Origin of the sequence: Halococcus dombrowskii (assembly GCF_022870485.1) — an archaeon.
GTDB lineage: Archaea > Halobacteriota > Halobacteria > Halobacteriales > Halococcaceae > Halococcus > Halococcus morrhuae.
Map to the genome: position 1 here is coordinate 1,872,489 of NZ_CP095005.1, position 17,054 is coordinate 1,889,542.

17 protein-coding genes are annotated in these 17,054 nt (G+C 66.6%); 6 read left to right on the forward strand and 11 right to left on the reverse strand.

The window, feature by feature from the left end; genetic code table 11:
• Positions 1-161 precede the first annotated feature (161 nt).
• A complete protein-coding gene (gene purH, locus MUK72_RS09700; protein WP_244699517.1) occupies positions 162-1,748 on the reverse strand; it encodes a bifunctional phosphoribosylaminoimidazolecarboxamide formyltransferase/IMP cyclohydrolase in 1,587 nt (528 codons plus the stop codon).
• Between the two features lie 420 nt (positions 1,749-2,168).
• Here purH and MUK72_RS09705 point away from each other — a divergent pair, with 420 nt between their 5' ends.
• Together MUK72_RS09705 and purB are read left to right on the forward strand one after the other, a co-directional pair.
• Positions 2,169-2,999, forward strand: coding sequence for an IS5 family transposase (locus MUK72_RS09705; RefSeq protein WP_244699519.1), 831 nt, complete (start codon positions 2,169-2,171; stop codon positions 2,997-2,999).
• 251 nt (positions 3,000-3,250) lie between these two features.
• Positions 3,251-4,633, forward strand: a complete 1,383-nt coding sequence (gene purB / locus MUK72_RS09710) for an adenylosuccinate lyase (RefSeq protein WP_244699521.1) — start codon at positions 3,251-3,253, stop codon at positions 4,631-4,633.
• 204 nt (positions 4,634-4,837) lie between these two features.
• Here the strand turns inward: purB and MUK72_RS09715 are convergent, their stop codons facing one another.
• Genes MUK72_RS09715 through dapA form a run of 7 tightly spaced genes read right to left on the reverse strand, consistent with a single transcriptional unit; the run spans position 4,838 to position 11,027 of the window.
• Positions 4,838-5,299, reverse strand: coding sequence for a ferritin-like domain-containing protein (locus tag MUK72_RS09715; RefSeq protein ID WP_244699523.1), 462 nt, complete (start codon positions 5,297-5,299; stop codon positions 4,838-4,840).
• Positions 5,300-5,323: 24 nt separating this feature from the next.
• Complete coding sequence (locus MUK72_RS09720) at positions 5,324-6,421, reverse strand: M20 family metallopeptidase (protein ID WP_244699525.1); 1,098 nt, start codon at positions 6,419-6,421, stop codon at positions 5,324-5,326.
• Complete coding sequence (dapF, locus tag MUK72_RS09725; RefSeq protein ID WP_244699527.1) at positions 6,421-7,287, reverse strand: diaminopimelate epimerase; 867 nt, start codon at positions 7,285-7,287, stop codon at positions 6,421-6,423. The genes MUK72_RS09720 and dapF overlap by 1 nt, the downstream gene beginning before the upstream one ends.
• Positions 7,284-8,534 carry a diaminopimelate decarboxylase gene (gene lysA, locus MUK72_RS09730; protein ID WP_244699529.1) on the reverse strand — a complete coding sequence of 417 codons (1,251 nt, stop codon included), beginning with the start codon at positions 8,532-8,534 and terminating at the stop codon, positions 7,284-7,286. Before lysA ends, dapF begins: the two co-directional genes overlap by 4 nt.
• Complete coding sequence (locus MUK72_RS09735) at positions 8,531-9,358, reverse strand: 2,3,4,5-tetrahydropyridine-2,6-dicarboxylate N-succinyltransferase (protein ID WP_244699531.1); 828 nt, start codon at positions 9,356-9,358, stop codon at positions 8,531-8,533. The genes lysA and MUK72_RS09735 overlap by 4 nt, the downstream gene beginning before the upstream one ends.
• Entirely contained in the window at positions 9,355-10,119 is a 765-nt protein-coding gene (gene dapB, locus MUK72_RS09740; RefSeq protein ID WP_244699534.1) for a 4-hydroxy-tetrahydrodipicolinate reductase, read from the reverse strand. Before dapB ends, MUK72_RS09735 begins: the two co-directional genes overlap by 4 nt.
• Positions 10,116-11,027: a 4-hydroxy-tetrahydrodipicolinate synthase gene (gene dapA, locus MUK72_RS09745; RefSeq protein ID WP_244699537.1), complete on the reverse strand. Its 912-nt coding sequence runs from the start codon at positions 11,025-11,027 to the stop codon at positions 10,116-10,118. Before dapA ends, dapB begins: the two co-directional genes overlap by 4 nt.
• Positions 11,028-11,306: 279 nt before the next feature.
• On the opposite strand from dapA, the gene MUK72_RS09750 reads away from it, so the two are divergent.
• Positions 11,307-11,807: a LabA-like NYN domain-containing protein gene (locus MUK72_RS09750; protein ID WP_004052343.1), complete on the forward strand. Its 501-nt coding sequence runs from the start codon at positions 11,307-11,309 to the stop codon at positions 11,805-11,807.
• Here MUK72_RS09750 and MUK72_RS09755 read toward each other — a convergent pair.
• Positions 11,804-11,989: a hypothetical protein gene (locus MUK72_RS09755; protein ID WP_004052346.1), complete on the reverse strand. Its 186-nt coding sequence runs from the start codon at positions 11,987-11,989 to the stop codon at positions 11,804-11,806. The genes MUK72_RS09750 and MUK72_RS09755 overlap by 4 nt on opposite strands.
• Before the next feature lie 100 nt (positions 11,990-12,089).
• Between MUK72_RS09755 and MUK72_RS09760 the strand changes: the two genes are divergently transcribed.
• Positions 12,090-12,572, forward strand: a complete 483-nt coding sequence (locus tag MUK72_RS09760; protein ID WP_244699542.1) for a PUA domain-containing protein — start codon at positions 12,090-12,092, stop codon at positions 12,570-12,572.
• 9 nt (positions 12,573-12,581) lie between these two features.
• On the opposite strand, the gene pan1 is transcribed toward MUK72_RS09760, so the two are convergent.
• Together pan1 and MUK72_RS09770 are read right to left on the reverse strand one after the other, a co-directional pair.
• Complete coding sequence (gene pan1, locus MUK72_RS09765; RefSeq protein ID WP_244699545.1) at positions 12,582-13,793, reverse strand: proteasome-activating nucleotidase Pan1; 1,212 nt, start codon at positions 13,791-13,793, stop codon at positions 12,582-12,584.
• 85 nt (positions 13,794-13,878) lie between these two features.
• A complete protein-coding gene (locus MUK72_RS09770) occupies positions 13,879-15,096 on the reverse strand; it encodes a cytochrome P450 (protein ID WP_244699548.1) in 1,218 nt (405 codons plus the stop codon).
• 205 nt (positions 15,097-15,301) lie between these two features.
• On the opposite strand from MUK72_RS09770, the gene MUK72_RS09775 reads away from it, so the two are divergent.
• Together MUK72_RS09775 and MUK72_RS09780 are read left to right on the forward strand one after the other, a co-directional pair.
• The gene (locus tag MUK72_RS09775; RefSeq protein ID WP_244705312.1) at positions 15,302-16,300 is read left to right on the forward strand and encodes a transcription initiation factor IIB; all 999 of its coding nucleotides are present in this window, start codon (positions 15,302-15,304) and stop codon (positions 16,298-16,300) included.
• Between the two features lie 51 nt (positions 16,301-16,351).
• A complete protein-coding gene (locus MUK72_RS09780; RefSeq protein WP_244699552.1) occupies positions 16,352-17,041 on the forward strand; it encodes a metal-dependent transcriptional regulator in 690 nt (229 codons plus the stop codon).
• The last annotated feature ends 13 nt before the right edge of the window (positions 17,042-17,054 follow it).

Genomic DNA, 17,054 nt, shown 5'->3' on the forward strand with positions numbered 1-17,054 from the left:
CGGACCGCTCGTCGCAAGGTGGCGGTGCCGGTGACTGTCTGAACGGGGGGTCGGTGCTCACTTAGGGGTTGTGATACGCCCATCAGCCGACGGAAATCGCCCCGCTAAGAACCGAACACCGCGATCGTCGAACGTCCCTCCGTTCACCCATTCTCGCCCGTTCAATCGTGGCGGAACGCGCGCTGGCCGGTGTGAGCCATCGCGATCCCGGCCTCGTCGGCGGCCGCGATCACGTCGTCGTCGTTGACCGACCCGCCGGGCTGGACGACCGCCTCGACGCCCGCGTCGACGGCTGCCTCGATACCGTCTGGGAACGGGAAAAAGGCGTCCGAGGCCATCACCGCACCCGCAGGGGACTTCCCCTCGGCGTGTTCGTCGGCCTTCATCGCGGCGAGCCGTACTGCATCGACCCGTGAGACCTGTCCCATGCCGATGCCCACGGTCTCGGTCCCGTCGGCGAAGACGATGGCGTTCGATTTGACGTGTTTGATGACCTGCCACGCGAAACACATCGTCTTCAGCTGGGCGTCGCTCGGTTCGCGCCCGGTGACGATCTCCAGGTCTTCGGGGGTGATCGCCTGCTCGTCACGCTCCTGGATCAGTCGCCCGCCAGCGAGCGGTTTTTCGACCAGCGAGGATGGATCGGTATCGAAGCCGTCGATGTCGAGCACGCGGAGGTTGTCCTCCCCGCGCAGCACCGCGAGTGCGTCCTCGGTGTAGCCCGGCGCGAGGACGACCTCCTTGAACGACTCGACGATTCGCTCGGCGGTCGCCGCGTCACACTCGCGGTTCAGCGCGACGATCCCCCCGAACGCGCTCATCGGATCGGTGGCGAGTGCGTCCTCGTAGGCCGCCGCGAGCGTGTCGGCGGTCGCACAGCCCGCGGGGTTGGTGTGCTTTATCACTGCGGCCGCCGGCTCGTCGAACTCGCGAACCAGCCCGAGCGCGCCGTCGGCGTCGTTGTAGTTGTTGTACGAGAGCGCCTTCGCACCGGGGTTCAGCTGTGGCGCATCGACGACGCTCGCCCCCGCGTCCGCGTCGGCGTAGAGCGCGGCCGACTGGTGTGGATTCTCGCCGTAGCGGAGCTCCGCCGTGCGCTCGCTCCCTCGGACGCGTCGGGTTGGAAACGAACGGTTTCGATCGCCTGCGATCCGCACCTCACGCTCGTCGCCCTCGCCTTCGATGGTCAGTTTTCCCTCGGCGAACAGCCTGACGGCGCGCGGATAGGCCGCGAACTCGGCCTCGTGGAGCACGCGCTCCTTCAGCGATTCCGGATCGTCGTCGGCATAGACCGCGACCGGCTCCTGGGTGACGATCGGGCCAGCGTCGACCTCCTCGGTGACGAGATGGACGGTACAGCCGGTGACGTCGACGTCGGCGTCCAGGACCTGCTCGTGGGCGTCGATCCCCGGGAACGCCGGGAGAAGGGACGGATGGACGTTGAACGCCGGCGGGGCGGCCTCGACGAACTCGTCGGTGAGCACGCGCATGTAGCCATCGAGACAGACCAGTTCGGCGTCGTACTCGTCGAGTCGGTCGAGCAGTCGTCGCTCGTGGCTCTCTCGGGATTCACCATCTTCGGGTTTGACGACCTCGGTGGGAATCCCGCGCTCGGCGGCCGCGTCGAGCACCGGCGCGTCGGCGTCATTGGTGAGAACGACACTCAGTTCCGCGCCGCCGGGTGCGCGGTCGGCGATCCGAACGAGGTTGCGGCCGCGATTACCCGCCAGTCCCGCGATCGGTGTCATGGCTGAAGGGGACGCGCCGTGCGCAAAGTGCGTTCGGATTCGAGAACGGCGGCCACGGGCCATCCTTCGATGAAATTCGTGAGAAATTCGACGTCCCACATGGCGCGCGCTCGCGGTCGTGTGCGAACGAAGTGAGCACCGAGCGCGAACACTGCGCGAGGGATGAGTGAGCGACCGCAGGAAGCGAGCGAATCGGCTGGGGAGGCGTGTGGGCTGTGCGGGATTCATTGTCGTCAGGTAGTGCGGTCACAACTGCTCTACTGACCGAGACTGAATTTGACGACCCGAGAAGCCAATACGACACTTGAAATCGAATCGAACACATGAGAGCGATCAGTGATTCGACATGCTCTGTTGATCGCCGGTTCCGTCTGGCGATTCTATCGTTGAGTTCAGGGGAATTGGACGCCCTCTTGCGGTATGGAGCGGTTACGACAACGCGCGAAGAAGTATCGAAAACTTGCCAAAGAACACGTGGAGGATCCAGACGCGCCTGCCGTCGCCGACGAAGACGGCGACGGCGACGGCGAGCACGCTGAGTGGAACAAAATCGCGTTACTGCTTCTGCGCGAAGACATCGGAAAGCCGCTCCGTCATCTCGAAGATTATCTCAACGAGATGCCCGGGATTCTCGACGTGTTCGGGTTGGAGAAGTCGCCGGATCACACGTCGTTCTGCAATTGGGAGAAGGAGATCTCGATGCGGACGCTCCGCAGCCTGCTCCGCAGAACGGCGGAGCAGGCTGGCTTCTCGGGAACTGGAGCAATCGATGCCAGCGGCTTCCAGCGTGGTCAGGCAAGCCATCATTACCGCAAGCGGGCGGATTACTCGTTTCAGGCGATGAAAACCACGGTTCTGGTTGACACGGAGTCGTTGGTGATCAGGGACGTTCATTTCACGACGAAGAAGGCCTACGACGGGCATATCGGGTTGCAGGTCTTCCGGCGGAACGCCGGAGACCTGCGGGAACTCCTCGCGGATAAGATGTACTCGTGGAAAGAGCTTCGAGAGAAGTGTCGGAAAGAAGCCACGCGTCCGGTCATCAAGCACTGTGAGCAATCCCCGTTGCAGAAGGCTCACAACGCCCGGATCGACGATGACCTCTACAATCAGCGGTCAATGAGCGAAACCGTCTTTTCGATGCTGAAGGCAGATGATGGCGAAAATCTCCACACAAGGACGTGGCACGGGCAATTTCGAGAGCTGACTCGGAAGTGCATAATCCATAACCTCTCGCGGGCGGTCGGCTAACGCCGCCGCCCGCTCTTTCTCTGTCAGATGGTCTGAGAGGCATCACCAGCGATACGCCGATCCATCCGCCGATCTTTATCAAATCTGTTAATTCTAACCCAACCGCAAATCTATGTTTTTGCATCGTGTGTCACGTCGAATCATTGGTTAGAGCCGCTAAGAGTTGTATTCAGCTACCCCACCCCTTCGCTGTCTGTCGATCAACAGAGCAATTCGACACCCATTTCACCGGACTCGGGTCAGTCGTACGCATGACAGACCGCGGCCCGCTTTCGTCCGTGTCGCCGCTCGATGGTCGGTACGCACGCTACACCGAACCGCTCGTCGAGTACGCGAGCGAGGCAGCCCTGCTGCGCGCTCGCGTCCGCGTCGAGGTCGAGTATCTCGTCGCGCTCGCGAAGCTCGACGCCACTCCGCTCGACATCGACGCCGACGACCGAGAGGTTCTCAGAGAACTCTACGAGGAGTTCTCCGAGGAGGACGCGGCGCGAATCAAGCGCATCGAAACTGAGGGCACCGCCGATCATTCGGCGACCAACCACGACGTGAAGGCCGTCGAATATTTCGTCCGCGACGGGCTCCCCGACCCGGACGCCGCGCCGTGGGTCCACTTCGGACTGACGAGCGAGGACGTCAACAACCTCGCGCGCCGGCTGCTGCTCAAGCCCGCCGTCGAGGCGGTGCTGGTGCCCGAACTCGACGCGATCCGGGAGTCGTTCGCGGGGATGGCGCGCGAGCACGCCGACAGCCCGATGCTGGCGCGCACGCACGGCCAGCCCGCGACGCCGACGACGTTCGGCAAGGAGATGGCCGTCTACGCCGGCCGGCTGGAGAGGGCGATCGAGCGCATCGAGCGCGTCGCCGACGGTCTCGCGGGAAAACTCGCCGGTGCGAGCGGGACCTATGCCGCCCACTACGCCGCCTATCCCGACGTCGACTGGCGAGCGTTCGCCGAGTCGTTCGTCCGCTCGCTGGGGCTCGCCCATGTTGAGCCCGTCACGCAGATCAACCCGTGTGACGATCTCGCGGCGCTGTTCGACGCACTCCGCGGTGCGAACGCGATCCTGCTCGACGCCGATCGGGACATGTGGCGCTACGTCTCGGATGGCTATCTCGGTCAGGAGAGCGACGCGGGCGAGACGGGTTCGTCGACGATGCCGCACAAGGTCAACCCGATCGACTTCGAGAACAGCGAGGGCAACCTCTCGAAGGCCGACAGCGATCTCTCATTCCTCGCCGAGACCCTCACCACCTCACGGCTCCAGCGCGATCTCTCGGACTCGACGGTCAAACGGAACGTGGGCGCGGCGCTCGCCCACAGCCTCATCGGCTACCGGAAGACTCAGGCCGGCCTCTCGAAGGTCGTCCCGAACGAGCAGGTGATGCGCGAGGAGTTGGAGAAAAATCCCGAGGTCATCGGCGAAGCAGTCCAGACGATCCTCCGCCGCGAAGGCCACACCGACGCCTACGAGCGGGTGAAAGAACTCACCCGCGGGCGACGCACCGGTCTCGGCGATTTCCGCGAGCTGTTCGCCGAGCTCGACGTGAACGAGACGACGCGTGCGGAACTGCGCGCGCTCACGCCCGCCGACTACACGGGGCTGGCAGCAGAACTGGCCGATTCAGCCGAGTGAGTCGATTTGCGAGTAGTCATATCAACCACCTGGGGACCACACGAACCGTACAGCCCACATACCTCCCCAGCCGATTCGCTCCGCTCGCTCCCGCCGGTCGCATCGCTTCGCTCATCCCTCGCACGCCGATCCGCGCTCGATGCTCGCTATTGCTCGCACCGAGCGCGAGCGCGCGCCGTGTGAAAAATCAGTCGTCGTATCGCGTCAGTTGTCGTACTCTTTCCGGTAGCCCTCGAACTCGGTGAGATGCTCCTCCTCGTCGGCGAGCAGTTCCGTCGCGAGGTCCTCGGTCACGGGGTCGTCGGCCTCGTCGGCGACGGTGACGAGTTCGCGGTAGGTCTCGACCGCACCCTCTTCGGCCTCGATGACACCGTCGATCACCGCGAGCGTGTCGGTCGGGTCCTCGGGCGGCTGGAGGCTCTCTTGGCCCATTTCGATCTCGTACGAGCCCTTCGGCTGGTCGCCCAGCTGGACGATCCGCTCGCCGAGCTCCTCGGCGTGGCCGAGCTCCTCCTCGACGTCGGCGCTCAGGCTGTCGGCGACCTCCTCGGCGGCGACGCCAGCGAGCGCGATCGCGTCGCTCTGGTAGTTGATGACGGTCTCGAACTCGTCGTTGCGTGCCTCGTGCAGCAGGTCGAGCACCTGCTCGTCACCCTCCATACTCATGGGTTCGGTTCGAGCGCCGCGTTCTTAAGTCCCAGTCCTCCGGAAGAGCGGTGTGAGAATTTGACCGAGCAGCGCCGCCGCGCGCTCGACCTCGGGGAGACGGACGTACTCGCGCTCGGCGTGGGCCACCGGGCCGTCCGCGTCGGCGAGGTCGCCCGGCCCGAACACCACGGTCGGAGCTTCACGGGCGAAATACGACGCCTCCGTCGCGGCCGTGAACGGGCGTGGTTCACAGCCCGCGTCCCGAAACGAGTCGATCACCCCCGAATCGACCGGCGTCTCGAATGCCTCCAGGAACGGTGTCTCGCGCTCTGTGAGGGTGAACGAGACCGACGAGTCGAGCCGTTCGCGGAGGTAGTCGTCGAGATCGCGCTCGAAATCCGTCGCCGTTTCCGGCGGGACGCTCCGGCGATCGACGACGATCTCGCAGCCGGCGGGTACCTGATTCGTCGCGGTCCCACCCTCGACGACCGTCGGCGTGAGCGTCGGCGCGCCGAGATCGGGATGGGCCGAGAGCGCGCCCGGACGCTCGCCGAACTCGCCGATGGCTTCGATGGCGGCTGCGGCCCCCGTGATCGCGTTCGTCCCGGTGTGGGGTTCGGCTGCATGGGCGCTCTCGCCCTCGACTCTCACCGTTCCCTCGAAACGTCCCTTGCCGGCGGTACAGACGTCCAAACCGGTCGGTTCGCCGACGATGACTGCGTCGCCGTGATCGCCATCGAGATCGAGCGACGGTACGAGCGCCGCCGCCCCGTGCGATCTGAGTTCCTCGTCGGGCGTCACCGCGAGCGTGAGCCGTCCCCGATCGGGATCGCAGTCGAGAAACGCCGCCAGCATCGCCGCGAGCGGCCCCTTCGCGTCGCAGGAGCCCCGCCCGTGAAGGACGTCGCCCTCCCGTTCGGCGGGCACGTGCGGCGCGACCGTATCGAGATGGGTGTTCAGAACGATATGCGGCCCATCCATCGCACCCTTGCTCGCCAGCACGCTCCCTCCGTCGTGGACGGTCGGCTCGATACCATTCGTGGCGAGGCAGTCACACAGCAGCGCGCGCATCGGCTCGACGGTCTCGTGTGACGGTGTCTCGACGGCCGTTTCGAGAAATTCGAGCGGGTCGAACCCCATCAGTCGCCGGCCGCCCCGTCGGTCCCACCCTCGACGACCGGTGGGGCAGCCATCGAGACGCTCCCGGCGAACTCGCGCTCGGTCGGGCCGGCGAGCGTCGCACCGCGCGCGGTGAAGCGAACGTCGAGCCGGCCGCCCGGGGGATGTACGGGAATCGAAGCGCGCTCTGTCGTTCCGAGCTCCCGGGCGACCGCCGCGATCGCCACGGCACCGGTCCCGCACGAGCGCGTCTCGCCCTCGACGCCGCGCTCGTAGGTGCGCTGGTCGAACCCGTCGTCGCGCGGGCTGGCGAGCGTCACGTTCGCCCCGTGCGGGAACCGATCGGCGTGGCGCACCGGCGGTGCGAGCGCGTCGAGATCGACGGTCGCAACGTCGTCGACGAACGCCACGGCGTGGGGAACACCGGTGTCGACCGCCGTCACGGATAGATCCTCGACTGACTCGTCGAGTAGGGGTTCGTCGCCAGCGAGCGGGACAGCGTCGGGTGCGAAGCTCGCTGCACCCATCTCGATGGTCACACCCTCGTCCTCGATCGTCGCGCGCCGAGTGCCGGCCTGCGTGTCGACCATCACCGTCTCCGCAGCCGTTCGCTCGGCCGCCCACGCCGCCGCACAGCGTGCGCCGTTGCCACACATCGGCGCGGTCGAGCCGTCGGGTTGGACGAGCGTCATCACCACGCGCGGCGACGCGTAGCCGTCTTCGAGCGCGAGGAAGAGCACGCCGTCGGCACCCGTCCGCTCGCCGACCGCAAGCCCATCGTCACTATCGCAGAGCTCGATCGCGAGCGCCCGCCGGTCGGCGACGGGTTCGCTCGCGTCGATCACGAAGAAGTCGTTGCCCGTGCCGTGGTACTTCTCGATGTTCATCGTTCGAGCCTCCCGAGATCCGCGATCGTCTCGCGGCGCACGCACAGCTCGCCCCCGTCGCCATCGAGCGCGACGATCGCTGGCCGTGGGCGCGAGTTGTACGTGCTCGCCATCTCGTAGCCGTAGGCTCCGGCGTTGCCGACGGCGAGGAAATCACCGCGTTCGGGTGCTGGCAGCTCGCGATCGCGCCCAAGCACGTCGCCGGATTCACAGACCGGCCCGGCGACCGTCGCCGCGACCGTCTCGTGATCCTCGGCAGCCGCCGCGAGCGATCGAATTTCGTGGAAGGCGTCGTAGAGTGCCGGCCGGGCGAGAGTCGTCATCCCGGCGTCGACGCCGACCACGGTCGTCTCGGGTGTCGGCTTCACCGTCGTCACCTCGGCGAGGAGCACGCCCGCGTCGGCGACGAGATAGCGCCCCGGCTCGATCCCCAGTCGGGCGTCGGCGGAAAACGCCTCGCGGGTCGCACGGGCGAGAGCGTCCACGTCGAGCGGTGCCTCCGTATCACGGTAGGGAACGCCGAACCCGCCGCCGACGCTCACCGTATCGAGGTCGATATTCGCAGCGGCGATCTCGTCGGCGAGATCGCTCATCCGTTCGACGAGTGTGCGATGAGCCGCGAGATCCTCGGTCTCCAGGATGCCGCTGCCGGCGTGGGCGTGGAGACCCTCGACCGCAAAGCCGCGCTCGTCGGCGTCACGTACGGCCGCCGCGGCGCGATCGATCGGGATTCCGAACTTCGGATCCGCCCCTGTCCGGACTTTCTCGTGGTGACCAGCGCCGACGCCGGGGTTCACGCGCACGTAGATCTCCCCGGACCAGTCGCGCTCCGCGAGCGCGTCGAGCGTGTCGAGCGCGCCGACCGTGATCGTGATCTCGTGTTCGTCGGCGACCTCGACGACCCTGTCGAGATCGCGGGCGGGCGGGTTGACGGCCGTATAGCGCACGTCGGCAAACCCTGCCTCGCACGCGCTGACGACCTCGCCGGCCGACGCGCACTCGGCACCGAAGCCCGCCGCGGCGATCGCATCGAGCACCGGCTTTCGAGCGTTGGCCTTCACCGCGTAGTCGATGGCCGCCTCCGGGAACGATTCTCGAAGGCGTGCAGCGTTCTCGCGTACCCGCTCGATGTCGACGACGTACAGCGGCGTCCCGTGCTCGTCAGCGAAATCGCGCAGGCGCGCGGCCGACCAATCGGCGAGCCGTCGGACGGGCGGGTTCGCCGTCGTTACGGCAGTTTTCGTCATCGAAGCGCGTCCTCACGTTCGGTCGCTTCCAGGGTTCTGTCCTCGACGGCCGTCGCCACCACCGCCGGCTTGTACGCCCCGCCGTCGAAGAGGTCGTGGTCGCCGACCGAGGATTCGACGAACCGTGTGAACGCACGGCGCTCGGGCGGCAGTTCACCGTAGACGACCGCCTCCTCGACGAGATCGTAAACCGGAATTCGCGGCGTGAGCAGCGTGTTCTCGCCGACCACCGAATCGTGGCCGACGACGAACCCGGAGGTGACGCGACAGCCGGCACCGAGCGAGACGCCCTCCTCGACGATCACGGGCGTGTCCTCGACCGGTTCGAGCACGCCGCCGATGAGCGTGTTCGCCCCGAGCTTCACGTCCGCGCCGATCTGCGCACAGGAGCCGACCGTATCACAGGAGTCGACGAGCGTGCCGTCGCCGACGTACGCGCCCGCGTTGACGAAACTCGGGCTCATCATGATCGCGTCGCCGCCGAGATGTGCCCCACGCCTGATGACCGTCCCGTCGGGCGTGTTGCGGGTGCCACGCTCGCCGAGATCGTTCGTGGAGCGGAGCGGCAGTACGTCGTGATAGCCGACGTCGCCGTACTCCCGGCGCTCGGTCTCGCGAAGGCTGAAATTGAGCAGGATGCCCTGCTTCACCCACTCATTGGCCACCCATTCGTCACCACTCTGCTCGGCGGCGCGCACCTCACCGGCTTCGAGCGCGTCGAGGAACGCATCGAGCGTCGCGCGCTCGTCCGACCCCGCGTCACTCGCCGTCAGACCGTCCTCGGAGCGCTGCCAGAGGGTCTCGACGTCCGACTGGAGGCTCATGCGAGCACCTCCCCGAACTCGTAGAATCCCGGATCGCGCTCGGCGAGCCAGACTGCCGCATCGAGCGCGCCCGAGGCGAACACCGCCCGGCTCTCGGCGCGATGGGTGAACGTGAGCACCTCGTCGTTGCCCGCGAACAGCACCTCGTGCTCGCCGCGGATACCGCCCGCACGGCGGACGTGAACGCCGATCTCGCCGTCCGCGCGTGGCTGGTCGCCCTCGCGACCGTAGGTCCGGTCGTGCTCGCCGCCGCTCGCGTCGTCGATCCCGTCGAGCAGCGTCGTGGCCGTCCCGCTCGGTGCGTCCCGCTTGCGATTGTGATGGGTCTCAGTCATTTCGATATCGTACTCCGAAAGCGTCTCCGTGATCTCGCCGAGTGCCTCGCCGAGCGCGTGGATCCCCTGCGAGAAGTTCGTCGCCCACAGCAGAGGGACCCGCTCGGCGCTCGTTTCCAGTGCAGCGCGGCCGTCCGCGTCGAAACCCGTCGTCCCCGTGACGAAGCCGACGCCCGCCTCCGCACAGGCCGCGGCGTACTCGATCGCCGATCCGGGGCCGGTGAAATCGACCACCACGTCGACGGATCGGTCGGCCAGCAGCGTCGGCAGATCGGCCGCGTCGTGGACCCCCTGGCCGGCGACGCGCTCGCCGTCTGCCCCGCGATTGACCGCGACGTTCACATCTATATCCTCGCGGTCGGCAGCCGTCTCCAAGACTGCGGTCCCCATCGTGCCCGTCGCACCCGTGACGCCGATCGCCGTCATCGCTCGGCCTCCAAGAGTCGCTCGGCATCGTCGAGATCGGCGAGCACGGATTCGAGTTCCTCGCGATGGTTGGACGAGAGTCGCGACAGCGGCGGGCGCATCCGTGGCGAGACGTGCCCGCGGATCGAGAGCGCCTCCTTCAGCGGGATGGGGTTGGTCTCCCAGAACAGCGCCCGAAAGAGCGGCCCGAGTTCGAGATGGTGTTCGCGTGCCCGCTCGAAATCACCGTCGAGGGCTGCGTGAACCATCTCGCTGACGCGCTCGGGTTCGACGTTCGCCGCGACGCTGATGGTGCCGCGCGCGCCCGCCGCGAGCGCCGGCAGCGTGAGTCCGTCCTCGCCCGACAGAACGGCGAACTCCGCCTCGCGCGTCCGCTCGACGAGTTCGCTCAGTCGCCCGAGATCGCCGCTCGCCGACTTGAAGCCGACGACGTTCTCGTGATCGGCGAGCGCCGCCGCCGTGTCGATCTCGATCGTGCGCCCCGTGCGCCCGGGGACGTTGTAGACGATCTGCGGGAGATCGACGGCGTCGGCGATCGTTCGGTAGTGGTCCTCCATCCCGGCGGGTTCGGGCTTGTTGTAGTACGGTGAGATCAGGAGGAGGGCATCTGCGCCGGCGTCGCGCGTCCGCTCGGCGAGGGCGAGCGCCTCGTGGGTGGCGTTCGAGCCGGCCCCCGCGATCACGGGGATCGAGATCGCGTCGACCACCGTCTCGACGACCGAGACGTGCTCGTCGTGCGAGAGAGTGGCGCTCTCGCCGGTGGTACCGACGGGAACGAGCCCGTCGACGCCCGCCCGTTCGAGCCGCTGGGCTTCCGCTCGTACTCCGTCGAAGTCGATGCTGTCGTCCGCTTCTAACGGCGTGACCATCGCAGGGAACACGCCGTCGAGATCGATGTCGTGTGTCATGTGGGTGGTGTCGCTACTCGGAGATCGATGCTGATCGAAAACAGCGCGCGACGGGGACGCTACGCCCGCCGCGAGCTACCCGCCGCCCGTTTGGTCGCGCGAACGGGACCGTCACACCCGCCGCTCTGCCCGCTCGCCCGCTCGGGTGTGACGCGTCGCATACCCGATCAACTGTACCCGGTACACTTAGGAATTGCGTCGTACGCGATACCTGCCGGCCGATCCATCCCGTTCTTTCGGTGACGAAACGCTTTAGCGGACACTCCGAGGAATGCCCGCATGTCGAACGTCGTTCAACCGGGCCAGCGCGTCGCGGTGCTCGTCGATTCACAGAACCTCTATCACACCACCCAGAGCGTCTATTCGCGCAACATCGACTACGAGGAACTGCTCGACGAAGCCGTGGCCGGGCGCGAGCTGACTCGTGCCATCGCCTACGTCATCCGGGCGAACTCGCCGAACGAGGAGAACTTCTTCGAGGCGCTCCAAGAGATCGGCTTCGAGACCAAAATCAAGGAGATCAAGACCCACGCCGACGGCTCCAAATCGGCCGACTGGGACGTCGGCATGATCCTCGACGCGGTGACGCTCGCGCCGAACCTCGACAGCGTCGTCATCTGTACGGGCGACGGCGATTTCTCCAGACTCTGCTCGCATCTGCGCCACGAGGGCGTCCGTATCGAGGCGATGGCGTTCGGCGAATCGACCTCCGAAGAACTCGTCGACGCCGCCGATGCCTTCACCGACCTCTCGGCGCGCTCCGACCGGTTCCTGCTCTAAACCGTTCCTTCGGAGGTGCCGATGAGCAGCGAGCCGGCGGCCATCGCGAGCGCCGCGACGACCGCCAGCGGGATCGGTACCGCGAACCCGAGCGTCGAGGCGGGAAACGCGAACAGCATGACGATTATCGCCCCGACCACCAGGAGTACGCCACCCGCGCCGATCTGCGTCCGTTCGTTCATGACTCCCACTGCGACCCACGGGGTATAAATGGCTTCGAAAGCCTCGCGCCGACCGGCGCGGGATGGCCGTGTTTTTGCCGACCGACGCGCGAACGGCAGTATGGACGATTTCGCACGGCTGCGCACGGTCGCCGACTACCAGTTCGGCGCGGGCGCTGGCGCGGCACTCTTTCCACCCGACGGCTCGTTTTCGGTACGACGATCACGAACCGGCCGGCCACAGCAGATCTTCGCCGACGGCGAACGCCTTGTCTCCTACGGCACCGACGGCCGCTTCACGTTCGGACTGGCCGGCGGCGAACGACTCCGAACGGCGCTCGCTGCGCCACAGGTACGCGTCGTCGTCGGCACGGAGAGCGATCCGTTCGTCAGGGAGGGGAAAAACGCCTTCGCGAAATTCGTCCGCGACGTCGATCCGGCGATCAGACCGGGCGACGCGGTCTGCATCGTCGGGCCGGACGACGATCTCTTCGGCGTGGGACGGGCGGAGCTCTCGGCCGACGCGATGGCGGAGTTCGAGACGGGTGTCGCCGTCAAAACACGAGAGGGAGCCGCGACGACAGAGCAGTCGGATCGGTCGTAGCGACGCGGTTCAGGCGAACGTCTTCGAGACGTCCGCGTCGACCTCGTCGGTGTCGATCTTCGTCCACGCCTCGTGGAAGTCCTCCATCCGCACCTCGGTCCGGTCGTCGCGGATGGCGAACATACCGGCCTCGGTACAGATCGCCTTGATGTCGGCCCCGCTGGCCTCGGCGATGTCGGTGGCGAGCTCCTCGAACGTGACGTCGTCGGCGAGGTTCATCCCGCGCGTGTGGATCTCGAAGATCTTCTCGCGACCCTCGGCGTTCGGCTTGGGCACCTCGATGAGGCGATCGAACCGTCCTGGACGGAGGATCGCCCGATCGAGCATGTCGAAGCGGTTCGTCGCGGCGATGATTCTGACCTCGCCGCGCTCCTCGAAGCCGTCCATCTCCGAGAGGAGTTGCATCATCGTGCGCTGGACCTCGGCGTCGCCGGAGGTCTTCGAGTCCGTCCGTTTGGAGGCGATGGCGTCGATCTCGTCGATGAAGATGACGGCGGGCTCGTGCTCGCGGGCGACCTCGAAGAGATCGCGGACGAGCTTCGCGCCCTCGCCGATGAACTTGTGGACGAGCTCGGAGCCGGCCATCTTGATGAACGTCGCGTCGGTCTGGTTGGCGACGGCTTTGGCGAGCATCGTTTTCCCCGTGCCGGGCGGACCGTGCAGCAGCACGCCGGAGGGTGGTTCGATACCGACGTCGGTGAACATCTCCGGCGATTCGAGCGGGAGTTCAACGGTCTCGCGCACCTCGTTCATCTGCTCTTCGAGCCCGCCGATGTCCTCGTAGTTCACGCCGGGGCTCTCCTCGACCTCCATCACGCGCGCCCGGACGTCGGTCTCGTCCGAGAGATCGGTGACGACCGACAGCGAGTTGTTCACCGCCACCCGGGAGCCCGGTTCGATCTCCTCGCGAGTCTCCGGCGTGACCTCGGTGACTGCCTCCTGGTTGTTGCCGTGCTGTTTGATGATGACGCCGTCGTCGGTGACCTCCTGGACGGTGGCGACGAACAGTGGTGACTGTTTCAGCTTCTTGTTCTCGTGGGTGAGCCGTTCGAGCTTCTGTTTGTACTTGTTGTTCTCGGCGTTCGCGTCGAGCAGCTTGTCGCGCATCTCCTCGTTCTGGCCGTCGAGGATGTCGATGCGCTCCTCGAGCGATTCGATCTTCTCCTGTTGTGAGGCGTCGGTATCGTACGGTTGGTCCACGTCGTCGACCGTATCGGTCATTGGCCTCGGTAGGGCACACTTTCATAAGAGCGTTCGGGTCGTCACGGACGATCGGTCGCCGGCGTGATGGCCGTGACAGCCCGTCTCAGCGCCCGTCGTAGCGGATCGGCAGCGACTCGACGCCGTAGATGAACGAGCTCCGCGTCGGCGAGAGATCGGCGTCGGCGAGCGCCAGCCCGTCGAGCGAGAGCAGTTCCGAGAGAGCGACTCGGGCTTCGAGACGAGCCAGCGGCGCGCCGAGACAGTAGTGGGTGCCGTGGCCGAAGCCGAGATGGCCCGTCGGCGCGCGATCGACGACGAACTCGTCGGCGTTGTCGAAGGCGCGCTCGTCGCGGTTCGCCGAGCCGAGCCACGCCACCACGCGATCACCCTCCTCGATCGTCGCGTCGCCGAGCGTCACGTCGCTGCGCGCGATGCGCGTCATCGCCTGGACGGGCGCACGGTAGCGCAGCGCCTCCTCGATCGCCGGCCCGACGGCGTTCTCGTTGCCGGCGAGCTCGGAAAGGACGCCCTGATTGCCGAAACAGCGCACGGCGTTCGTGATGAGGTTCGTTGTGGTGATGTTGCCGGCGATGAGCAACAGCATGCACATCCCGAGCGCCTCCTCCTGGGGCAGTTTGCTCCCGTCGTCGAGCTCGGCGGTCGCGATCGTCGTGAGGAGGTCGTCGCGGGGCTCCTCGCGGCGCTGCTGGAGCTGATCGAGGAAGTACATCGCCATCTCCTGCTGGCTCTGCTGCTGGCGCTCGGCGATCTCCTCGTCGCTCGCGGCCGCGACGAGCGAGTCCGACCACTCCTTGAACTGCGCGCGATCCTCGGCGGGCACTCCCAGCAGCTCGGCGATGACGATGACCGGGAACGGATAGGAGATCTCCTCGACGAGATCCATCTCGCCGTCGTTCGCCGCGAGCGCGTCGTCCAGAAGCTCGCTCATCAGGTCGCGCAGGCGCGGCTCCATTTCGGCGACCGTCCGCGGGCTGAAGGCGTCGTCGACGACCGCGCGGAGATCGTCGTGACGCGGCGGATCCTGGAACAGCATCGTATCGAGGATCAGCCCCTCGCCCTCGCCGCTCAGCCCCTCGAAATCGCTCGCTGTCCGCGGGTTCACCGAGAACGCCTCGTCGTCACTGATGACGCGTTTGACGTCAGCATGGCGGAAGACGTCCCAGGAGCCGCGCGAAGCGTCGTACCGGACTGGCGAGCCGTCGCGCATCTCGCGATACCAGTCGAACGGTTCGAGCCACGCATCGGGTTCGGAGAGTGCTTCGGGAAACGCCTGCAGTCCCTGTGGGTCAGCGGAACTCATAGCTGTTAGTAGTTGCCTACTGACTATCAATCTTTCCCGTCGGCGAACGCGGCCGATTCGCGTCGCTGAGCGACGCTCTGGCGAGGTTCTCCGGCGATGTTATCCGAGATCTTTAAGTATCTCCATCCCTTACCTATGGGTGAACACCGACCCGTTGTACCGTCAGACAACCCACCCATCCGAGCACGCGCTCACCAACCCGATATTGGAAGGCACTACCCACATCCGACAGCGAGAACCGAGCGAACAGGACGAACGAGCCACCGAGGACGCCCAGACGGACGAGTCCGAGCGAGTCTGTCCCGAGTGCGGCGGCCGACTGGCCGAGGACGAAGCCCACGGCGAGACCACCTGCACGGAGTGCGGGCTCGTGGTCTCGACCGACGAGATCGACCACGGTCCCGAATGGCGCGCCTTCGACAGCGCCGAACGCGACCGCAAGAAGCGCACCGGCGCGCCCACCACCAAGATGATGCACGACAAGGGGCTGTCGAGCCAGATCGGCTGGCAGAACAAGGACGCCTACGGCAACACGCTGAGCGCACGCAAGCGCCAGCGGATGCAGCGCCTGCGCACCTGGGACGAACGCTTCCGCACGCGTGACTCCAAGGAGCGGAACCTGAAGCAGGCGCTCGGCGAGATCGAGCGCATGGCCAGCGCGCTCGGCGTCCCGAAGGACGTCCGCGAGACCGCGTCGGTCATCTACCGCCGTGCGCTCTCGGAGGATCTCCTGCCCGGACGATCGATCGAGGGCGTCTCGACCGCCGCGCTGTACGCGGGCATCCGCCAGATGGGGCTGCCCCGCAGCGTCGAGGAGGTCGGGGCGGTCTCGCGGGTCGACGAGATGGAGTTCAAGCGCGCCTACCGCTACATCAACCAGGAGCTCGATCTGGAGATCGGCCCGCCGAACCCCAAACAGTACGTCTCGCGGTTCGCCTCCGACCTCGACGTGAGCGAGGAGACCGAACGCCGTGCGCGCGACCTGCTCGAAACGGCCGAGCGACAGGCCGTCCACAGCGGCAAGAGCCCCGTCGGGCTGGCCGGTGCGGCGCTCTACGCCGCCGGCATCCTCACCAACCGCAAACTCACCCAGGACGAGGTCAGCGAGGTCGCCGAGGTCAGCAACGTGACGATCCGAAACCGCTATCACGAACTGATGGAGGTCGCCGAGGACGGGACCGGCCAGTCCGCGGCGGCCCTCTAATCGGACCGCGACGACAGCAACCGTTTAGTAGCCCGGCAGCAACGTTTTGGTATGCCGAGTTCGAAGGCCGAGGACTATCTCAAAGCGATCTATCAGCTCCGTGAGGGCGAGGAGCCGGTCGCCACCTCGTCCATCGCCGAGCGCCTCGACGTGACGGCCCCGACGGTGACCGCGACGATGAAGCGCCTCGAAGGCCACGGACTCGTCGATCGCGAGGAGTACAAGGGCGTCCGTCTCACCGAGGACGGCGAACTGGTCGCGCTCGAAACGATCCGCCACCACCGCCTGCTCGAACTGTTTCTCGCCGAACACCTGAACTACGACTGGGCGGAGGTCCACGAGGAGGCCGACCGGCTCGAACACCACATCAGCGAGCGTCTCGAAACCGAACTCGCCGCGAGCCTCGGCGACCCCAGCGCCGATCCCCACGGCGCGCCGATCCCGACCGAGGACCTCGAACCCACCGAGGCCGACGACGAACCGCTCACCGAGTACGCGGCGGGTGAGACGCTCGTCGTCGCGCAGGTCGCCGACAGCGATCCCGAGGTGCTCTCCTATCTCGCCGACGCCGGCATCACGCCCGACACCAGCCTCACCGTCCGCGAGGTCGCACCGTTCGGGATGCTCACCGTCGCGCCGGAGGGCGAAGACGAGACCGTCTCGCTGCCGGCCGAGATCGCCGCCGAGGTGCGGGTGCGGGCCGACGACGAGCGTTCGGCGGACGAACTGGCCGCCGACTGATCGCCGGCTGTCC